This window comes from Leptolyngbya sp. PCC 6406 (genome assembly GCF_000332095.2).
In the GTDB taxonomy this organism is placed as follows: Bacteria; Cyanobacteriota; Cyanobacteriia; order Phormidesmidales; family Phormidesmidaceae; genus PCC-6406.
In genome coordinates, this window is the sequence record NZ_KI913949.1 from 3,435,746 (window position 1) to 3,451,540 (window position 15,795).

At 46.3% G+C, this 15,795-nt stretch carries 14 protein-coding genes; all 14 read right to left on the reverse strand.

The features are described 5' to 3' along the window. Positions 1–106 precede the first annotated feature (106 nt). Complete coding sequence (locus LEP6406_RS0215195; RefSeq protein ID WP_008313720.1) at positions 107–1,942, reverse strand: asparagine synthetase B family protein; 1,836 nt, start codon at positions 1,940–1,942, stop codon at positions 107–109. After that, positions 1,943–2,632: a class I SAM-dependent methyltransferase gene (locus LEP6406_RS0215200; RefSeq protein ID WP_008313722.1), complete on the reverse strand. Its 690-nt coding sequence runs from the start codon at positions 2,630–2,632 to the stop codon at positions 1,943–1,945. Further along, positions 2,629–3,546: a class I SAM-dependent methyltransferase gene (locus LEP6406_RS0215205; protein ID WP_008313724.1), complete on the reverse strand. Its 918-nt coding sequence runs from the start codon at positions 3,544–3,546 to the stop codon at positions 2,629–2,631. The genes LEP6406_RS0215200 and LEP6406_RS0215205 overlap by 4 nt, the downstream gene beginning before the upstream one ends. A gap of 55 nt (positions 3,547–3,601) precedes the next feature. Further along, positions 3,602–4,636, reverse strand: coding sequence for a class I SAM-dependent methyltransferase (locus LEP6406_RS0215210; RefSeq protein WP_008313726.1), 1,035 nt, complete (start codon positions 4,634–4,636; stop codon positions 3,602–3,604). Between the two features lie 60 nt (positions 4,637–4,696). Beyond that, the gene (locus LEP6406_RS30410; RefSeq protein ID WP_008313729.1) at positions 4,697–6,766 is read right to left on the reverse strand and encodes an N-acetyl sugar amidotransferase; all 2,070 of its coding nucleotides are present in this window, start codon (positions 6,764–6,766) and stop codon (positions 4,697–4,699) included. An 18-nt stretch (positions 6,767–6,784) separates the two neighbouring features. Beyond that, the gene (hisH, locus tag LEP6406_RS28365; protein WP_008313731.1) at positions 6,785–7,435 is read right to left on the reverse strand and encodes an imidazole glycerol phosphate synthase subunit HisH; all 651 of its coding nucleotides are present in this window, start codon (positions 7,433–7,435) and stop codon (positions 6,785–6,787) included. After that, positions 7,432–8,796 carry a DUF4910 domain-containing protein gene (locus LEP6406_RS0215225; protein ID WP_008313733.1) on the reverse strand — a complete coding sequence of 455 codons (1,365 nt, stop codon included), beginning with the start codon at positions 8,794–8,796 and terminating at the stop codon, positions 7,432–7,434. The genes hisH and LEP6406_RS0215225 overlap by 4 nt, the downstream gene beginning before the upstream one ends. After that, entirely contained in the window at positions 8,786–9,574 is a 789-nt protein-coding gene (locus tag LEP6406_RS31315) for an AAC(3) family N-acetyltransferase (RefSeq protein WP_071992243.1), read from the reverse strand. Before LEP6406_RS31315 ends, LEP6406_RS0215225 begins: the two co-directional genes overlap by 11 nt. A 129-nt stretch (positions 9,575–9,703) precedes the next feature. Continuing rightward, positions 9,704–10,927, reverse strand: a complete 1,224-nt coding sequence (locus LEP6406_RS30415) for a J domain-containing protein (protein WP_008313737.1) — start codon at positions 10,925–10,927, stop codon at positions 9,704–9,706. Between the two features lie 37 nt (positions 10,928–10,964). Beyond that, complete coding sequence (locus tag LEP6406_RS0215245; protein ID WP_008313739.1) at positions 10,965–11,954, reverse strand: class I SAM-dependent methyltransferase; 990 nt, start codon at positions 11,952–11,954, stop codon at positions 10,965–10,967. Between the two features lie 21 nt (positions 11,955–11,975). Then, positions 11,976–13,412, reverse strand: a complete 1,437-nt coding sequence (locus LEP6406_RS0215250) for a methyltransferase domain-containing protein (protein ID WP_008313742.1) — start codon at positions 13,410–13,412, stop codon at positions 11,976–11,978. 56 nt (positions 13,413–13,468) lie between these two features. After that, positions 13,469–14,284, reverse strand: coding sequence for a class I SAM-dependent methyltransferase (locus LEP6406_RS0215255; protein ID WP_008313744.1), 816 nt, complete (start codon positions 14,282–14,284; stop codon positions 13,469–13,471). Continuing rightward, positions 14,277–14,666: a hypothetical protein gene (locus tag LEP6406_RS0215260; RefSeq protein ID WP_008313746.1), complete on the reverse strand. Its 390-nt coding sequence runs from the start codon at positions 14,664–14,666 to the stop codon at positions 14,277–14,279. The genes LEP6406_RS0215255 and LEP6406_RS0215260 overlap by 8 nt, the downstream gene beginning before the upstream one ends. Next, positions 14,663–15,787 carry an N-acetyl sugar amidotransferase gene (locus LEP6406_RS0215265; protein ID WP_008313748.1) on the reverse strand — a complete coding sequence of 375 codons (1,125 nt, stop codon included), beginning with the start codon at positions 15,785–15,787 and terminating at the stop codon, positions 14,663–14,665. The genes LEP6406_RS0215260 and LEP6406_RS0215265 overlap by 4 nt, the downstream gene beginning before the upstream one ends. Between the last annotated feature and the right edge of the window lie 8 nt (positions 15,788–15,795).

Below are 15,795 nucleotides of genomic sequence, written 5' to 3' on the forward strand. Positions count from 1 at the left end.
AAAATTGCATGAAATCAGTCAAATTGGTTGGTCGTAGGCAATAGTTGTTTTTTGAATCTTTAAATTCGGATTTTTTCAGATAATTGCAGAGAAAAAATCAGGAGGATTAATAAGATTGAAGCCAAAGCTCTGTGTTTAGAAGCTGCCATAGAAACATCATATGATTTTCACGGGGTTGGGCTAAGGAGACAATTTCGCGATGTTCACGAACTAGATTTAGGACTTGATCTACTTTATAAATTCCCCGATCGCGAAATTCTTGTGAATGAACCATATCGAGTAATTGCTCAAGTGCTTGGTTAGAGAACCAGAGGTGGGCTGGTGCATTCCAACCCGTTTTCTTGATGCGGGTACGGGTTTCTTCTGGGAGGATGCCCTGCATGGCGTGACGAAGCAGTTGCTTGGTCACGCCGTCTCGAATTTTCATGCTGCCCGGAACTCGGAACATGAATTCAATCAGACGGTGGTCAAAGAAGGGATCGGCATGGTTAAGGCCAAAGGCCATACAGTTACGATCCTCTGCTCGCAAGCAGCAGGGGGCTGTTTCCCGAAAGATATCTTGGTAAGTACGGTTACGTAACCAGGATCGAAAGGGGTGATCGTGTTGGGGAACGAAGGTACTGAGATCGTAGAAGTCTGGGGAGATAGCTTTGTAGTATCGGGACATCCGATCGCGATCAGGCAGGATAACCCCTGGCTGGCTGGGATGAGTGGTACGAGCGATGGCTTGCTCAGCGACCTGTCGATCCTTGCGATAGATGGGGTGATCGTGGTGAGTAGCCCAAGCAGCAATTTCATGCTCTAGTTGGGCTTCCTGACCTTGGGCACGCAAATCAGCAAAGTGAAAAATAAAGTATTCGTACTCTCCAGCGTTTAGCTCATCACCCCCTAATCCTCCAAATAGACTTGAAAAGCCCATTTCCTGAACCGTCTCACAGAGAAGGAAGTGGGATAACCAGGTAGCTGTCGCCACTGGCTCATCGTGGGCCGCTACCATGCGGGAGACGGTATCGAATAGGTCAAATTTTTCGATTAAGATGGGGTGCCATTGAGCAACCTTTTGGGGCAGAAAGCCTTGAATGTCATCGCTCTCGTCATAGGTCTTGTCACTGTAGACCGTTGAAAATGCCTGTTGCTTTTCACCGGAGGTGGCAACGGCACAGGAAAGCACTGACGAACTATCCAGTCCCCCAGATAGGGTAAACCCGGCTTGGGGTAAGACTGATGTGCGACGCGCCACTGCATCTAACAGTAGCTCTCGATAGGCGGCAGCTAATTCTGGTTCACCTTGTTGCCAATCTGGCAGATCGGCAAGTTGCCAGTAGGGCTCAATATGAGATTCTCCCCCTCGAAGTCGTAGGATATGGGCCGCAGGCAATTGGTAAACGGCAGCGTAGGGGGATTCTTCAGGGTGATTATCGATGTAGCGGTAATGGGAGCCAGCAAAGACCGCAATAAATCGCCGATTCAATTCAGGCGAAACGCCCGGTAGGCTTAAAAGGGCACGGGGTCGAGAACAAAACCCTAAGCCCTGCTGAGTCTTGACATAGTAAAGGGGGCGGTGACCTACCCGATCGCGCCCCAGCCAGAGGGTATCGGTATCTATATCAAATAGGGCGATCGCAAAATCCCCATTAATCCGCTGTAAGGCTCCGGCAAAACCATGACGCTGATAAAGGGCAATCACTTGCGCTGCGGCATTGGCAGCATTGAGATGATCCGAAAGCCCAAACTCATCAACGTTATAGAAGTTGCCATCGACAACGGCGATCGCCCGCTCTGTAATAGCTAGATTAGGAGTCCCTAACCCTGTCCAGGCCATACTAGCCACCGCTAGGGTGTCCGCTTTGGTTCTCCAGCCCGCCAGAGCAACCTGGGCAAGCAATGACTCTGCTTGGGCTTGATGGGCAGGTGCAGTTAAGACTCCGGCAATACGTGACATTTAACCCTCTGATGATGGACGAACAGCAACGAGAAACCGCCAGTAATGGGGATATCCGATCACCATCTCCGGCTGATCTCCGGCTCGCTCGTCTTGCACTGAACTCACCTCAAACCCATAGGAAGCGATAAACTGCATTACTTCCTGAAGAGGATAGGTATTGACATGAACCTTCAACGCAACCTCTTCATCCAAAAACTGATCGCGAACATAGGCGTAAGTCCCAGTTTCCCCCAGAGACTCACGTAAAATCACTGTTTTCTGTGCCGTGTTGAGAAGGCGTTCTAGGGGGCGATGGTAATTATCGATATTGCTGAGGACATTAATACAAACAATGTGATCAACGGTGCCGCCGAGGTCTTCAATGCGGAGGGTTTGTAGACGATCCGGCGGTAGACCAAAAGCAGGTAGGTAGCGCTTGCCGATATCCACCAGACAAGCAGTGGCATCAATCCCTAGATAGTGAACTGGGATGGCGCGTCGATGCAAAGCATGGAAAAAATAACCACTACCACACCCGACATCTAAGACTGTATCGCCTGGTGAGATATGGGGCCGCAGTAGCTCAACAGCCTGACCATGGCAGGTCATTTCCTCGGCTTCTAAACGGCAGCGGCGCGTGTAGAGATCTCGCACGATGGTACTGTGCTGCCAAATGTTGTAGCTCGGCCAGCCGTTACCGTGGATCACGGACGTTTTCCCACCACGATAAAGGCAGAGGCCATGAAATGGCCCCGCCAGTCCGTTGGGTTTTCCATGGCTATACTCTCCCGCCGAAAGGCTTGGGGCAGCAAGGGCTCCAGGATGGGGGGTAAAGCATGGTAGTGATAAAACAAGCACTGAACCTCTACTAGCCCTGCCTGCCTAGCCACTGCGGCTAACTCAAAGGGGTTGTGGGTGCGGGAGAGGACTTCGTCATAGCCCGGTTCTTGCTCATACCCCTTGCGGAGCGGCGGTAAATCCATCCGAAAGCGCTGATCCAATTCTTCCAAAGCTTGGTCTAGGGCTAGCTCTTCGCTAGGATTCTGCATCCGTTGTCGCAGGGCTTCCACCTGAATCAACTGGGTTTTGAATAGGTCAGCACTATAGCGATTGAGGGTGAATAGGGCAAATAGTTGGTTACGGGCTTCGCAAGCAACCCATCCACCGGAACTTACGGCATCGGTGAGATGGGTTAGCACCGTCAGATCTGAGGGGGCAGGGATATGGGGTAAAACACCGAAGCAGATGACGGCATCAAAGGTGGGGGGTGGGGACATTCCTGGCTGTTGAAAGCTGCTTGCTTCTAGCACGCTCCCTTCCCAGATATGACTGTCTGGTACGTTTTGAGTTGCCAGAACTCGACGGGCTTCTGCGGTCATTTCAGGGGTGAGATCAAACCCAAATCGCTCTAAGTTGGGCAGATCAAGATCCCGGAGCATAGAGGCAGGCCCACACCCGGCATCCAGTAAGGTTTTGGCTTCAGACTGGCGTAATAAATCTCGAATAATATCGGTATGAACCGGGGGATAGGCGGTCTTGCTTTGATAGTAGTCGGCGTAATAGCGATCGCCCCAGGTGCTATAGCAATGGCGAATGGACTGTTCGAGATCGGCGTTGTTCATGCAGGATCGCTAAAGGAAGTTGAAGCAAACGGAATAGGATTCTTAGCCTTGAGTATTAGCGACGACGGGCAGCAATCCATAGGTGGGACGATAAGTTGTGGGTGGCCAGAAATTGTTGAAAAGGCCACCCCAATGAGTCCCAATCCTCAATGAGCACCCGTTGCAGAAAAGGATCACCTGACAAATCAATATCTCCCTTTAGGGCCGCCTCGCGAACAAACTCAGCATCTAAGCGTCCCGGTGTGGTGGCCTCTAGGACTTCAAAGCCAGATTTTTCTAGTAACTGAGATAGGGATTGGGGATTGAATAGGTTGACATGCTCTGCATCTACAGCCAAGGCTTTAGCTCCCAGCATGGCAATGTCAAATCCTAGGCCGTTGGGACAGGACAGGACGATGAGCCCCCCTGAAGGCAATAAATTTGCACATTGGGCAATGAATTTCTGCGGCTCAAATAGGTGTTCAATCACTTCAAAGGAGACGATGACATCTACTGTCTCTAGGTCTTTGCGTTCGTTAATGTCTTCGACTCGCTTTTCGATGACCTCTACGCCCCGAGTGCGGCAGGCAGCGGCCATATCTGGATTCGCTTCCACCGCCACAACTCGGGAAAAAGTCTTGGATTCTGTGGCCACAGCCGCAAACGTCCCAAAACCTGGCCCGATTTCTAATAGGGTGCCACGCTGGATACTGTAGCGATCGCAAAATCCGAGCACTCTCTCTAGCCAGGGCTTGTGAATCTTTTCCCGCCGAGAGGCTTCAGAAGCCGGGAAGATATATTGTGCCCAGTAGGCATAGTTCTCAGAATTGCTATAGTAGTCCGCCATCACCGCTGGGGAGGGCCGAGGACTCATGTAGAGGGTGGCACAGTCTGAGCAAGCCCGAAAAGAGAAGCCAAATTTCTCAAAGGCGGCTTGATAGACACGACTGCCACAGGCGGGGCAGGTAACCTCCACAAATTCCGCCACCCGCTTCTGGATCCGCTCAATATCCCGAGCAAAGGCCGCTTCTTGCCCAGCTAATAGATCATCAGGACACAACTCTTTTTCGCTAAGTTGTTCGCCTAAGGGGGTTGTATTTTCGGCAGTCATTAGGTAGTCAAGTCAACAATTGGGACGGGACGTGTATGGGGGAGATCTAGGGTGGCTGGGCTAAGCATCAAACCCAATCAAGCCATCTTTAATCCATTGCCCTGCTTCCATTCGCCAAACACGAGGATCCCGAAAGGTGTCCGCGATGCGGTCAAATTCATCTTCATCCATACCGACATAGCTTAACCATCGCTGAAGATCCCTGGGTTTGATGGGGTCATAGTGATTCACAAGGCTGATTGCTTTTTCACGGCTCATCAACCCGGCTCGAATGTCTTTGCAGGTATGGTCAGTGGCGCGACCATAGCCGAATTTGATGTATTTGAGATAGTCATGAACCCCATTTTCGTGCATATCGTCCAGATTGGACATGGTGCGGTAGGTACGGTCAAAGGGCTCATGGGACACCTCGAAACCGTAGCGCTCCGTCACCAGCTTAATATGCTCATTAGCTTCCCAGTAGACATAGTTGCCTAGGAAAATCCCTCGCAAGTCGAGAGCTAGCATTTCAGCATCAGTTGGATATTTCCATGGGGCCATATCCTGAGCGGTTAAACCATCGCGCCCCACAAAGTAAGTCCATTCATAGCCTCGGGCAAAATGTTCTAGGCGATCGCGATAGGTGACCTCAGGAAAATCATCCATGGAAAACTGTCCACAGAGATCCAGATAGCCATGCTCTCCATAAAATACGAGGGGAATTTGATGTTGAGTTGCTACCTTCATAGGGGCGGTCATAATGCCCACATGGGCGTGCCAGTTCATATCCCCCATAACGGTGAAGCCCAAACGATTGAGCTTTTTGAGGGTCATCACTGACGGACGGATCAGAACATGATCCACCCCAAAGGCTTCCCGCATCCGCACCATGTTGCGCCAGCCTACCTCAGTCCAATTATTGCCGTCGTAAGTCACTAGCAGAGGATTGAGACCAAACTCCTCCTTCAACACATGGACCTGAAAGTAGGAATCCTTACCGCCAGATACGGCAACCACCACATCGTAGCGACTACCCTCTCGACAGCGGTACTGCTCTAGTAACTCCCCTAATAAGTCCCGTCGCCGCCTCCACTCGCTGGCAGGAATCTGAGCCTTCACTTGAGCCATTTGACAGCCGGTGCAGACCCCCTGATCATCAAATTCCATCGGGGCAGCGGAGATCGACGGATATACACAGGCCGTACACCAGCGAATTGACGGATGATCCGTGGCTCTGGGTTGGGCAGCACCATAATTCCCTGTCTCTGCTTGGTGCAATCGCTTTGCTATGCGGCCATCTTCATAGGGGCGATCGTACTCCGGCTCGCGGCGCAAAAACTGAGAACCCAATCCCACAGGACGCATGGGGATTTCCTCTGCCAAGCAAGCTTGCTTACCGTGGGAATAACTCAGCTCAAAGAAGTGAAAGATATTGGCGGCGGCAGCAGCAGCAGCATTTCCGGCCAGGATAGCCGTGGGAAAATGATCGTAGCGGCCTACGCCACCACAGGCAATCACTGGAATGGACACGGCGGCAGTTACGGCCCGCACGAGTGCTAGGTCGTACCCCTGACCAGAACCATCCTGATCAATGGAATTGAGGAAAATTTCCCCTGCCCCTAAGGTTTCGACCTCTTTGGCCCATTGAACAACCTCTCGCCCAGTGGACCGTCGTCCACCCTCAGCAAACACCTCCCACCCGGTTGCAGTGCAGCGGGCATCAATGGAGGCAACAATACATTGGCTCCCAAATCGGCGCGCAGCCTGCTGTAAAAAGGCTGGATTTTCTAGGGCTGCGGTGTTCAGGGTAACCTTGTCAGCTCCTGCGGCCAGACGTTCCTCTACATCTGAAATCGCCCGAATCCTGCCGCCAAAGGTGAGCGGCATAAAGCAGACCTTGGAAATTTCTCGCAGCACATCTAGGGCGGTATTTCCCAGGTATTGCTGCTGCAAGTCATCCCGCCGTAGATCGTGTCCAGCTTCACCACGACTAATATCAAGAATAATCAACTCATCTACATTCCAGTCTGAAAAGCGTTGCACCGTACTCATGGGGTTGCCAATGACTTGATGCACCTTAAAGAGCTGACTGCGAACAATCATGCCGTGTTTTAGCAACAGCACTGGAATCAGGCGGGGGCGAACGGTCATAGCAGAATACGACTCAGGTTATACAACTGCGGTATCTGGAACCCCAGCCGGGGGAGCAATATTGCGGGCAAAATGATTGAGCAACTGTAACCCAGTATCTTGGCTTTTCTCAGGGTGGAACTGAACGCCAAAAATATTGCGGTGGGCAACGGCAGCAGTCACATTGACGTTACCAAAGGGAATTGTCGCAACGGCATGGCGGGGATCTGAGCAGTTCAAATAATAGCTATGAACAAAATAAAAGGTCTGGGGGGTATTCATACCCTGAAATAGGGAGGATTGAGGGTTAAGGCTCACATCGCACCAACCAATATTAGGTACCTGCTCGTTTACTTGAGCGGGCTGTAGGGGAATAACGCGCCCAGGAATCAGCCCTAGCCCTTGGTGCTCACCAAATTCTTCGCTGACCTCTGCTAAGAGCTGCATCCCTAAACAAATGCCCAAAATGGGCACACCCGCTGCCGCTGCATCCAAAATTGGTTGCACCAAATCTTTCTGTCGTAAGCTCTCCATCCCATCGGCAAAAGCGCCCACCCCAGGCAGTATTAGGGCTTTAGCTGTGGCCACTGTCTTGGGCTGGGTGGTGGTGGTGGTGGCCACCCCCAGACGGCGATAGGCCGCCACCACGGAGCCAATATTAGCAATGCCGCTATCGATAATCGTGATCATGGAGTCACCCGCTGGGGTGGAGTACGGGGAATTTCAGCCCGTTTTAGCGTTACAAGTCCCTTTTCTTCAAAGCGACCCAAGTAACGTCGCAGGCGATCGAAGGGTAAATCGTGACGCTGGGCAATGTCTAAAACAGTCATATTGCCATCCATGTAGCGAAATAGGCAGTCTAGCAAGTGCCCCCACTTTTCGGCATCGGCTTCCAGGTCTTTGGTCACTGACGGATCGGGGCGCTCCATATAGAGGTCATACTGGGGGTTAGAGAGACAGATCAGACCATCGAAGCGGCGATGAATCGTAACATTCTGCTCCAAAGCTTCAAGCACTTTTTGTAGCACTAACAGCATTTCATCCAGTTGATGCTGATCCATTAACTCAGGGGTATCCAGACTGGAGTGGTATTCCCGAAAGGGTGCAAACTGATCTTCACAGCGGGTCATTTCCACAAAGGGAACTTCATAACCGGGAGCTTCCCACACAGTTTCGTCATTCCCAGCTCCTTGCCGCCAAGGCACCAATTCATGGGCTTTGCTGTAGTGGCGCAGAACATTCGCAAAGGCTTGGTCAATCATGTGACCACCCAGGAAGGTGGAGGTAGCTTTGATGGCTCCTTGGGTACCGGGCATTTCTTCAAATACCCCACAGATCATGTTGTCGATTTCGTCGGCTGGTAACCCTTTCAGGTAAAAAACGCTGCCCAAGTGCTCAGGGGCAATGACCAGACGATAGGAGTAGTAAGTATCCTGAGTTGCCAACCACTGAAATAAACGAACGAGGACGGCGGTACCGGCAAAGCCGTCATTGGCCATGTGGGGGTGGCAGTTATTGGAGTTAAAGACAATGGTTTTAGGGGTTTGCCCAACCTTATGGCTGACCCCAATCAGCATCTCACCATCTTCGTATTCAGTCTCTAACTCTACGCGGTACTGCCCTGGTTCTAGGGTCTGATAAATTCGGTAGGGAATGGACAGTCGCCACTCTGCACACCAAGGGCGATATTGCCACATGCAGTGAAACATGTAGGCATCAGGTAACTCAGGATTAGTGACAAGGTAGGGCTTTAACTCTTCCCAAGATAGATCACCTGTGAAAGAGCGGGAGTAATAGCCAACTCCTAAAGTATGCTCTGTACCATCAAAAACTTCTACCCCATCACAATAGAGTTTTGCTCGCCGTACCCGCCAGTTCTGAGGGACAACCCAGCCGTTATACTCAACCTCGCTAGGAATACGAATGATGTCTAAAGGAATCTCTTGCTCAAGTCGGGAAAATAAATAGCCATTTCCATCTGCAACCACAGCAGTTGGAATTACACATAGATCTTGAATCAAAGATAGCCAACTGATCGAATCAAATCTCATTACCCTTATCGTAGATAATCTTCATTTCACCGGTAGGTCCATCAAGAGGAATTTCTCCTTCGCGAAAGCTTGGTTTTTGAGTCAACATAAAAAATCTATCTTCCCTAAACTTTTGCAGCATAACCTCAAAAACATGATTGGAAGTAGTTGAGAAAATAGCATCTCGACCAATAAAATCCTCTTTTCCAAAACCAGATTTAAGCAACTCTTCTTTGACCTTTAAGGTATCGTAACAAACCCCAAAATCCAAGTATCGAACATTCATAGTGAAACAACCTAAAATTTGCTTTCCACTAGCAAAAACTGGAGCCGCGTAGACCTTATTATATTGATACGGAACCCCATAACATTGTTCTACATAATGAACAAAAGTCATTCCAAATTCTAGATGCCTAGAAAGACCTAAAGTATATAATTTGGCATTTGCCCTATGAAGTCTACCCCATGGACTATCCCATCCAAAAGCGTCAAAGTGTGGAGCACTGCATATCTCTGAAGCGTGTTTACCTAGGGCTGTCAATGACATCAAAGGATGTAACGAACGAATAGCGCCAGGTTGAGTCCGGACGTATTCACTAAATGCACCAAGTCGCGAGGGCGAGGTTTCTAGATGAAAAGGAGTTCCATATCGGCCATAATCTTCAAAAGAGGTACAAACTACCAACGTTCCATCCGAACCAAGAACAATTTCGAATGCATTCAGATAAAATTCTAGTATTTCTTGCTTGGATCTCAAACCTTCAGGACGACCAAGCTTAGAAACATCACTCTGAACCAATACTATATCTCCAGAGCTTAAGCCAGACAAATGCAAAGTTTTTACTAGGTTCTCAAGATTCAAAGTTTTTAATTGGCACATATCAATATCAATAGTTTTAATTATAGATTTCTGAAATCAAGTCTTTATTTAATCACTAATCACTGAAAATCCACTAAGTTCCAGCATTTTAGAGGAAGTATAAGCTAGCATTAGATAAAATTCGGAGGAGAAACTTTCATCGCATAGAAAGTAACTTTTATCAAAGCTTAGATAATGCTTAAACCAATTACGTCCAGTAGATATCAGGAAACTTTCTACTGATTTCTTGCTTGGAATAAACACCTTGTTTCTGTTCACAGTATACAGATTGAGATTTTCATTAGAGGTAGAGACCACCAAAATCAGTGCTATTGACTGACTATTTAATCCATCATGGTGAACCAAATAACTTGTGTAATCAAAATCCAATCCATCTCTAATGGCCTGGTAATAATTCAATATTAAAAGGGATTTGCTCCGATCCTCAGAAAAGCTGCTCAAGCAATCAGATATTTCACATTCTATATCATCAAATGCATGAAGAGACTGAAAAATTTCATACTGCTTAATACTGGCAATTGCGATAAATCTCAAGTTACTGTAATCAATCGTTTTATTCCTTTCGGGAGTTTCAGAAATAAACTCAAATTTGATGGCCTCGAAAAGAAGCCCTATCCCAGGAAAAATATCAATTACACCCTGAATACTTTTGATATGGTATAGCGCCAAGATTAAATTATTTACAAAGTCTACTATTTGATCAAGATAAATTGAGCGTTGCCATTCTACAAGCTGATCATAAGAATTAGAAAAAGGGTGATCTTCACTTTTCAGTTCAACTTGATATTCAATTAGTTCCTTAGGTCTATTCCGAGACGACTTATTTGAATTCGCAAGAATATTATTAGTACCAAATCTCAAGGTCAGATCATAATGGCGACGCTTATTATCATCAGATAAAATTTTATAAGCATTTTGAATAGTGAGCAATTCTTGGGCATGTAAAGAGGATGACTTTCCAGTGGTATCGGGGTGTAGTTTTCGGGCAAGTTCCCAGTAAGATCTTTGTATAACTTCTCGACTGGAATTTTTGGGGACATTCAAAATTTCATAAAAATTCTTCTCTTGAGAGTTGCCATGATCTGTTGATGCGATTTTCTCGAAATTAGGAACATGACTTCTTCTCAAGAATCGCATCAACAGGAGTAAAGATATATCCAAAGCACTATCCAGCAAAAAATCTGGAAGTGGCATAAAATGAAGGGCCGACGAGCCATTTTTGGGATATACAAATTTTCCGGCAGCCCAGGAAATCTCTAGTAAATCAGACATCTTATTACTCCATTCAAAGATAAATATTGTCAATTTTTCAAATTAAAGGCTTACACCCCAAAGGACAAAAATCTATTTTTGAAAAGATTAAGTGATAACACCCTAAAGTGCTTGTTTGATCACTCCCAAGACCAATATAGCTTGAAGGTTGAGAGGTTTTCTCTTCTGGTATAAATTCACTATAGAGTAATCGACCTTCTGGCAACTCATGTTCTAATGCTTTAAGATCATCTAATGAGAAAAAATAGAAGTTAGAGCCGGTATGATTAATTGACCAGAAACCTTCGGAGCCAGAAGTAACCCAAAGGGCCAGAACGGATGCATATTTGGCTGATCTGAACAAAGATTTAAGGGTATTCAATGGCTTCTTAACATAATTAACAACACCTACAGAGAAAGTGATATCAAAAAAAGAAGACTCAAATTCAAGGTTTGAACCCTCTTTATGAATAAGGTTAAAATGTAATGGATCAAGATCTCGGTGAACTTCTTGTGCTGCGAATAAAGCCAAAGCAGATATATCGATTCCATAGTACGATAGAACATCTTTAGCGCGTTCACCTCTATCCACTTCCAGAAGAATATCCAGAAGATCTAGGTGTTCTGCAACTGTACAGCCGTGATCTAGAATCTTGACACGATCGCAGATTTTATTATCTCTCAAGTAAGCAATATACTGAAATATTAAATAGTCAAGTTTTGGTGATCTTGAGGATAAAATCGGAAACTGTTCTGAATTGTTGAATAATTTAGGGGAAACCCCAATACTTTGGATGTATTGCTTTAAACTTGGAGATCTATACTTAAAGAGCTTGTCAATATATCCTCCACAATTATGGATTTCTGGAGAACCTGGAATCTTATATTCTTGAACAACTTTGCCACAGTAATCGTAGAATTGATATTTATATTCAACGTCCAAAGACAATAATACTGAACTGTCTATTTTATCTTTACCGAAATTTCCCTGTGCAGATGTAGGAAAAGGATTGATTAGCTTGAAGGATAAATCTTGGTTGTCTTCCATTAAGTTTTCCTCAACAAAGATTCAATGCTTTTGCGCAACAAGATGACACCAAGGCATTAAAATGCTTCCCCGAAGCTGAAGTCTTTCTTGAGTATCCGTCTTGAGAGTATAAGTTGAAGTGTCATTAGGATTTTTGGGTTTTGGTAAATCGATATCTATTTTGAAAGGATGAAACTCAATTTCAGAAAAGCCATGTTGCTCTAGCATCTCCTGAATTGTTCGATATGACCAGAAATGTAGCCGAGCGCCTTCAGGATGAGTAGACTGTTGTTCAACGATTTCAACTTCCTGATCAAACTCATGAAAAAATTCAAATAGGAATAGAGTACCTTTGGGCTTCAAGAGACGATACAAACCTTTTATACACTTTCTCAATATTGATTTTTCGAATCTGTGCAAGACCGCATTTACTACGATCATGTCATATAGAGGTTGAGTTTGAGTTTGAGGTACATTGCGTATATCTAATTGATAGAATTCTATACCATTAAGCCTTGAATCGGACTTGCAAGACTCTACAATTGAAGGAAACACGTCAGCGCCACAATATTTTATATCAGGAAGACAATGACGTAGATGAAACAAAAAGTTTCCCGTTGAACAACCGATGTCAATCAAACTAAATTCACTTAATTTCGAGTTGAATTGATCTGATGTTTTTGATCGTATTGAATTCTCAATTAAATCAATTAAAAATGCATCACTGCGTCGAGGTGAATCTGAATAGCGTTTCTGGTACTCAAGATATTCGCTTTCTACATATTTGACTTTTTTGTTTTTTCCAGAAATGTAAAGCCATGAAACGTAATAAGATCCTGGATTATAAGAATTTTGAAAAACATTGATATCTTCAAAATGGCTTGAAAATTCATCAATTAAAAGTTTTTTACTAGGATAGACAACTCTAGAAACGCCGTAGAGTTCGGAGTTGGGATCATTGCTTCTCATGATTACCCCAAGGGTTTTTGGAGATTGAGAATTGACAATTTCTGTGGTTTTAAGTTCGTCACTTCCAATTTCAAAAAAATCAACAAGGAACTTTCCATCATCCTTTAATACTCTTCTTAACTCATCCTTTAGCTTCGATACATCGAGGTTGTGATATATGGCATGACTGGAAATCACCAAGTCAAAGTAACTATCGGGAAATGGGATTTCACCACTTTCTTTAAGTAATCTTAAATCTAGTTTTTCTCCTCTACTCTCAGAAGTCTCTAATGCTGAATTAATTGCTTCAGGTGAAGCTTCTACTCCACAGCATTCAAAACCAAACTGGGACAACATATCAATGTTGGCTAGGGATCCAAAACCAATGTCTAGAGCTTTGAGGCCATATCCTCCATGATTTCCATAATTTTGAGCTACCCAGATAACTATCATTTCATTTGGAAATCTTGTGTAGCCAACTTCTTTATTGATTTCGTCCCAACGAGTAGTTGTTTCAGATTGAAGATTCATGATTTTGTATCAAAGATTATCTCTGGATTGTTTTTGATTTTCGAAAAAGCTTTAATCTAAGACACAATGAAGGAAATAAGAGTATATTTTTTACTTGCTTCTTGAAGACTTTCTATTAAAGCTACTGACAATTGGGATCGGCTGACTAATGCCGATAATGAAGCAACACTAAACACATGGTGATGCTCAATGAAAAATTCTTCCCGATGTGCCCCAGCCTGAGCTGCCGCCTCTCCATCTGGCAACTCCACATATACAAAACCACCAGGTGCAAGAAACTCCCGCGATCGCTTCAGCATGGCAAGTGGATCCTCTACATGTTCCAACACCTTATTGAAGGTAATAACATCAAATCGCCCTACCTTATTGGCTTCTAGTGCCATGAAGTCCCCAGTCGCAGCATCTATTCCCACCACATCTCTGGCGTGTTGAGCCGATCTTGGATCGGGGTCTAACGCTGTACAATACCACCCCCGTTGCTTCATGACATAAGGAAACACTCCCAGACCCGAACCGACATCCAAAAGGCGCAGCGGGTTTGAGTGCCCAAAATGCCGAGTTGCGAATCCTGTCACTCGATTAACTCGTCCTGTATTGTCGGATTGATCGGGAGGTAGGGCTATGATCCGCTCAAAGGTTTCCCTTAGACGATTTCCGTAGGTATTGTCTACATAAGCTCCCCCATAGAGCCCATCCAGATTCATGGTATGACTGGCAAACCAATGACCACAGAGGCTACAGCGATCATAGACACGGTTATACACCTGCCCCCCTAAATCAAAGGCAGTCTCCCCTGCTGGCGGTGCGTCATACTGAAACGCCCGCTCCAAATAACGTCCCTCGCAGGGACAATGCAGCGTCGGCTTAACCATCCAATTTCCCCAACGCAGCGGCTAGACCATCTAACGCTTCAGTATTGTCTAACCAGGTAACCACCGCTAAATTTTCCTGATGGCAATAGGCATCAAAAGCAACCTCCTGTCCCTGAGCAACTAGTAAGACAAAATAGCGTCCCGTACCCCGGTTGCGAATCAAGACCCCCCGCAGACCAAACTGTTGTAAGCGACCATTCAAACTCGGGGTAGCGTAAAATCCCCAGTCCTTAGCCGCCACATCATACTCAGCCCCCGCCTCAGTGACAAAGGTGACCTGTTCATCAGGTTGGAGATAAACACTGCCACAATCTTTAATCTCAAACTGGACTGAATTGCCCACCGTAAAAGCGCGGGGTGGATCTTTCGCTTCAAACCTCATGACCACTCCCAAGTGTCAAGCAAAAAATCAGGAATCGTCCAAACCCCATCCGATCGCTGGTGCCAGATCTCAAGGTTGCGAAACGTCTCGGCGATTTCAAAAAAGCGCTGGCGAGAAATATTAGCAAATTCACAGAACTTGTCAATGTCACGATGAGGCGTTTGATCGCCCTTTTGCTGAATCACCAATAGCGCATCGTCGCGAGTCATCCGACCATTACGAATTTCTAACGAGAGGTTATCAAATAATCGGGTAAAGCCAAACTTATACCACTTCATCCAATGATGCAAAGAAATAAAGTCATCATCAATATCCGCATAGTCATAGTAACCTGTACGTGCAGCCCCCTGGGTAAACTGAAAACCATGGGCAGTCGCCACTGATAGGCTGCTTTCTGGATCCCAGGGAAAATAGTATCCCAGGAATACGGCTCTGAGATCTTGGTCAGCCAAAACATGGGTGTCAGGGCCAAAATAGGCCGTAAGTTCCCGGCGACTGAACCCCTCCGATAACCAATCTTCGGCAGTAGTGCCGTGGGTAACACCATACTGACGTAACCAAGACTGGTCCAAGGTAAAACCCATCAGAGCCTGATCTTGACTCCCATATTCAAAGGCAGAATTTTCACCCCATACCACCAGGGGGATCTGAAAGCGCACGGCTAGGGTGAGGGGAATATTAAACAATGCCATGTGCATCGGAATCGCTGTCGAGCCAAATCGTTCAAAGGCTCGGAGCATAAACCGACTTTCTACCTTGGGGCTAATCTGATAGTCAATATGGTCAACCCCAAGCGCGATTAAATTATCGAGATTTTGCTGGCCAATGGCCGTGCGGGCAGGTGTTTTCCAGGTCACGGCCAAGGGCGTTAAGCCATATTCCAAGCATTTCACGACCTGCCAGGTACTATCTTTGCCGCCGCTGACGGGAATAAGACAGTCATACCCTGTGGCCTTAGCCTTAGCATGGGCCACTACCTGATGAAACGCTTGCTCACGAGCAGCCCAATCAATAGTTGGCTTGGTTTGATGGGTCTTACAGGCATTACAGATGCCATCATCCCCTAGGGATAAATTAGGGCGGCTATCGGGTAATACACAGCTTTGACACCATTTCATCATGCTATCCC

Excerpts from the sequence above, each read along its gene's own strand:
- LEP6406_RS0215195 (WP_008313720.1), bottom strand. The coding sequence starts at position 1,942 with ATGTCACGTATTGCCGGAGTCTTAACTGCACCTGCCCATCAAGCCCAA.
- LEP6406_RS0215205 (WP_008313724.1), bottom strand. The coding sequence starts at position 3,546 with ATGAACAACGCCGATCTCGAACAGTCCATTCGCCATTGCTATAGCACC.
- LEP6406_RS0215210 (WP_008313726.1), bottom strand. The coding sequence starts at position 4,636 with ATGACTGCCGAAAATACAACCCCCTTAGGCGAACAACTTAGCGAAAAA.
- LEP6406_RS30410 (WP_008313729.1), bottom strand. The coding sequence starts at position 6,766 with ATGACCGTTCGCCCCCGCCTGATTCCAGTGCTGTTGCTAAAACACGGC.
- hisH (WP_008313731.1), bottom strand. The coding sequence starts at position 7,435 with ATGATCACGATTATCGATAGCGGCATTGCTAATATTGGCTCCGTGGTG.
- LEP6406_RS0215225 (WP_008313733.1), bottom strand. The coding sequence starts at position 8,796 with ATGAGATTTGATTCGATCAGTTGGCTATCTTTGATTCAAGATCTATGT.
- LEP6406_RS30415 (WP_008313737.1), bottom strand. The coding sequence starts at position 10,927 with ATGTCTGATTTACTAGAGATTTCCTGGGCTGCCGGAAAATTTGTATAT.
- LEP6406_RS0215245 (WP_008313739.1), bottom strand. The coding sequence starts at position 11,954 with ATGGAAGACAACCAAGATTTATCCTTCAAGCTAATCAATCCTTTTCCT.
- LEP6406_RS0215250 (WP_008313742.1), bottom strand. The coding sequence starts at position 13,412 with ATGAATCTTCAATCTGAAACAACTACTCGTTGGGACGAAATCAATAAA.
- LEP6406_RS0215255 (WP_008313744.1), bottom strand. The coding sequence starts at position 14,284 with ATGGTTAAGCCGACGCTGCATTGTCCCTGCGAGGGACGTTATTTGGAG.
- LEP6406_RS0215260 (WP_008313746.1), bottom strand. The coding sequence starts at position 14,666 with ATGAGGTTTGAAGCGAAAGATCCACCCCGCGCTTTTACGGTGGGCAAT.
- LEP6406_RS0215265 (WP_008313748.1), bottom strand. The coding sequence starts at position 15,787 with ATGATGAAATGGTGTCAAAGCTGTGTATTACCCGATAGCCGCCCTAAT.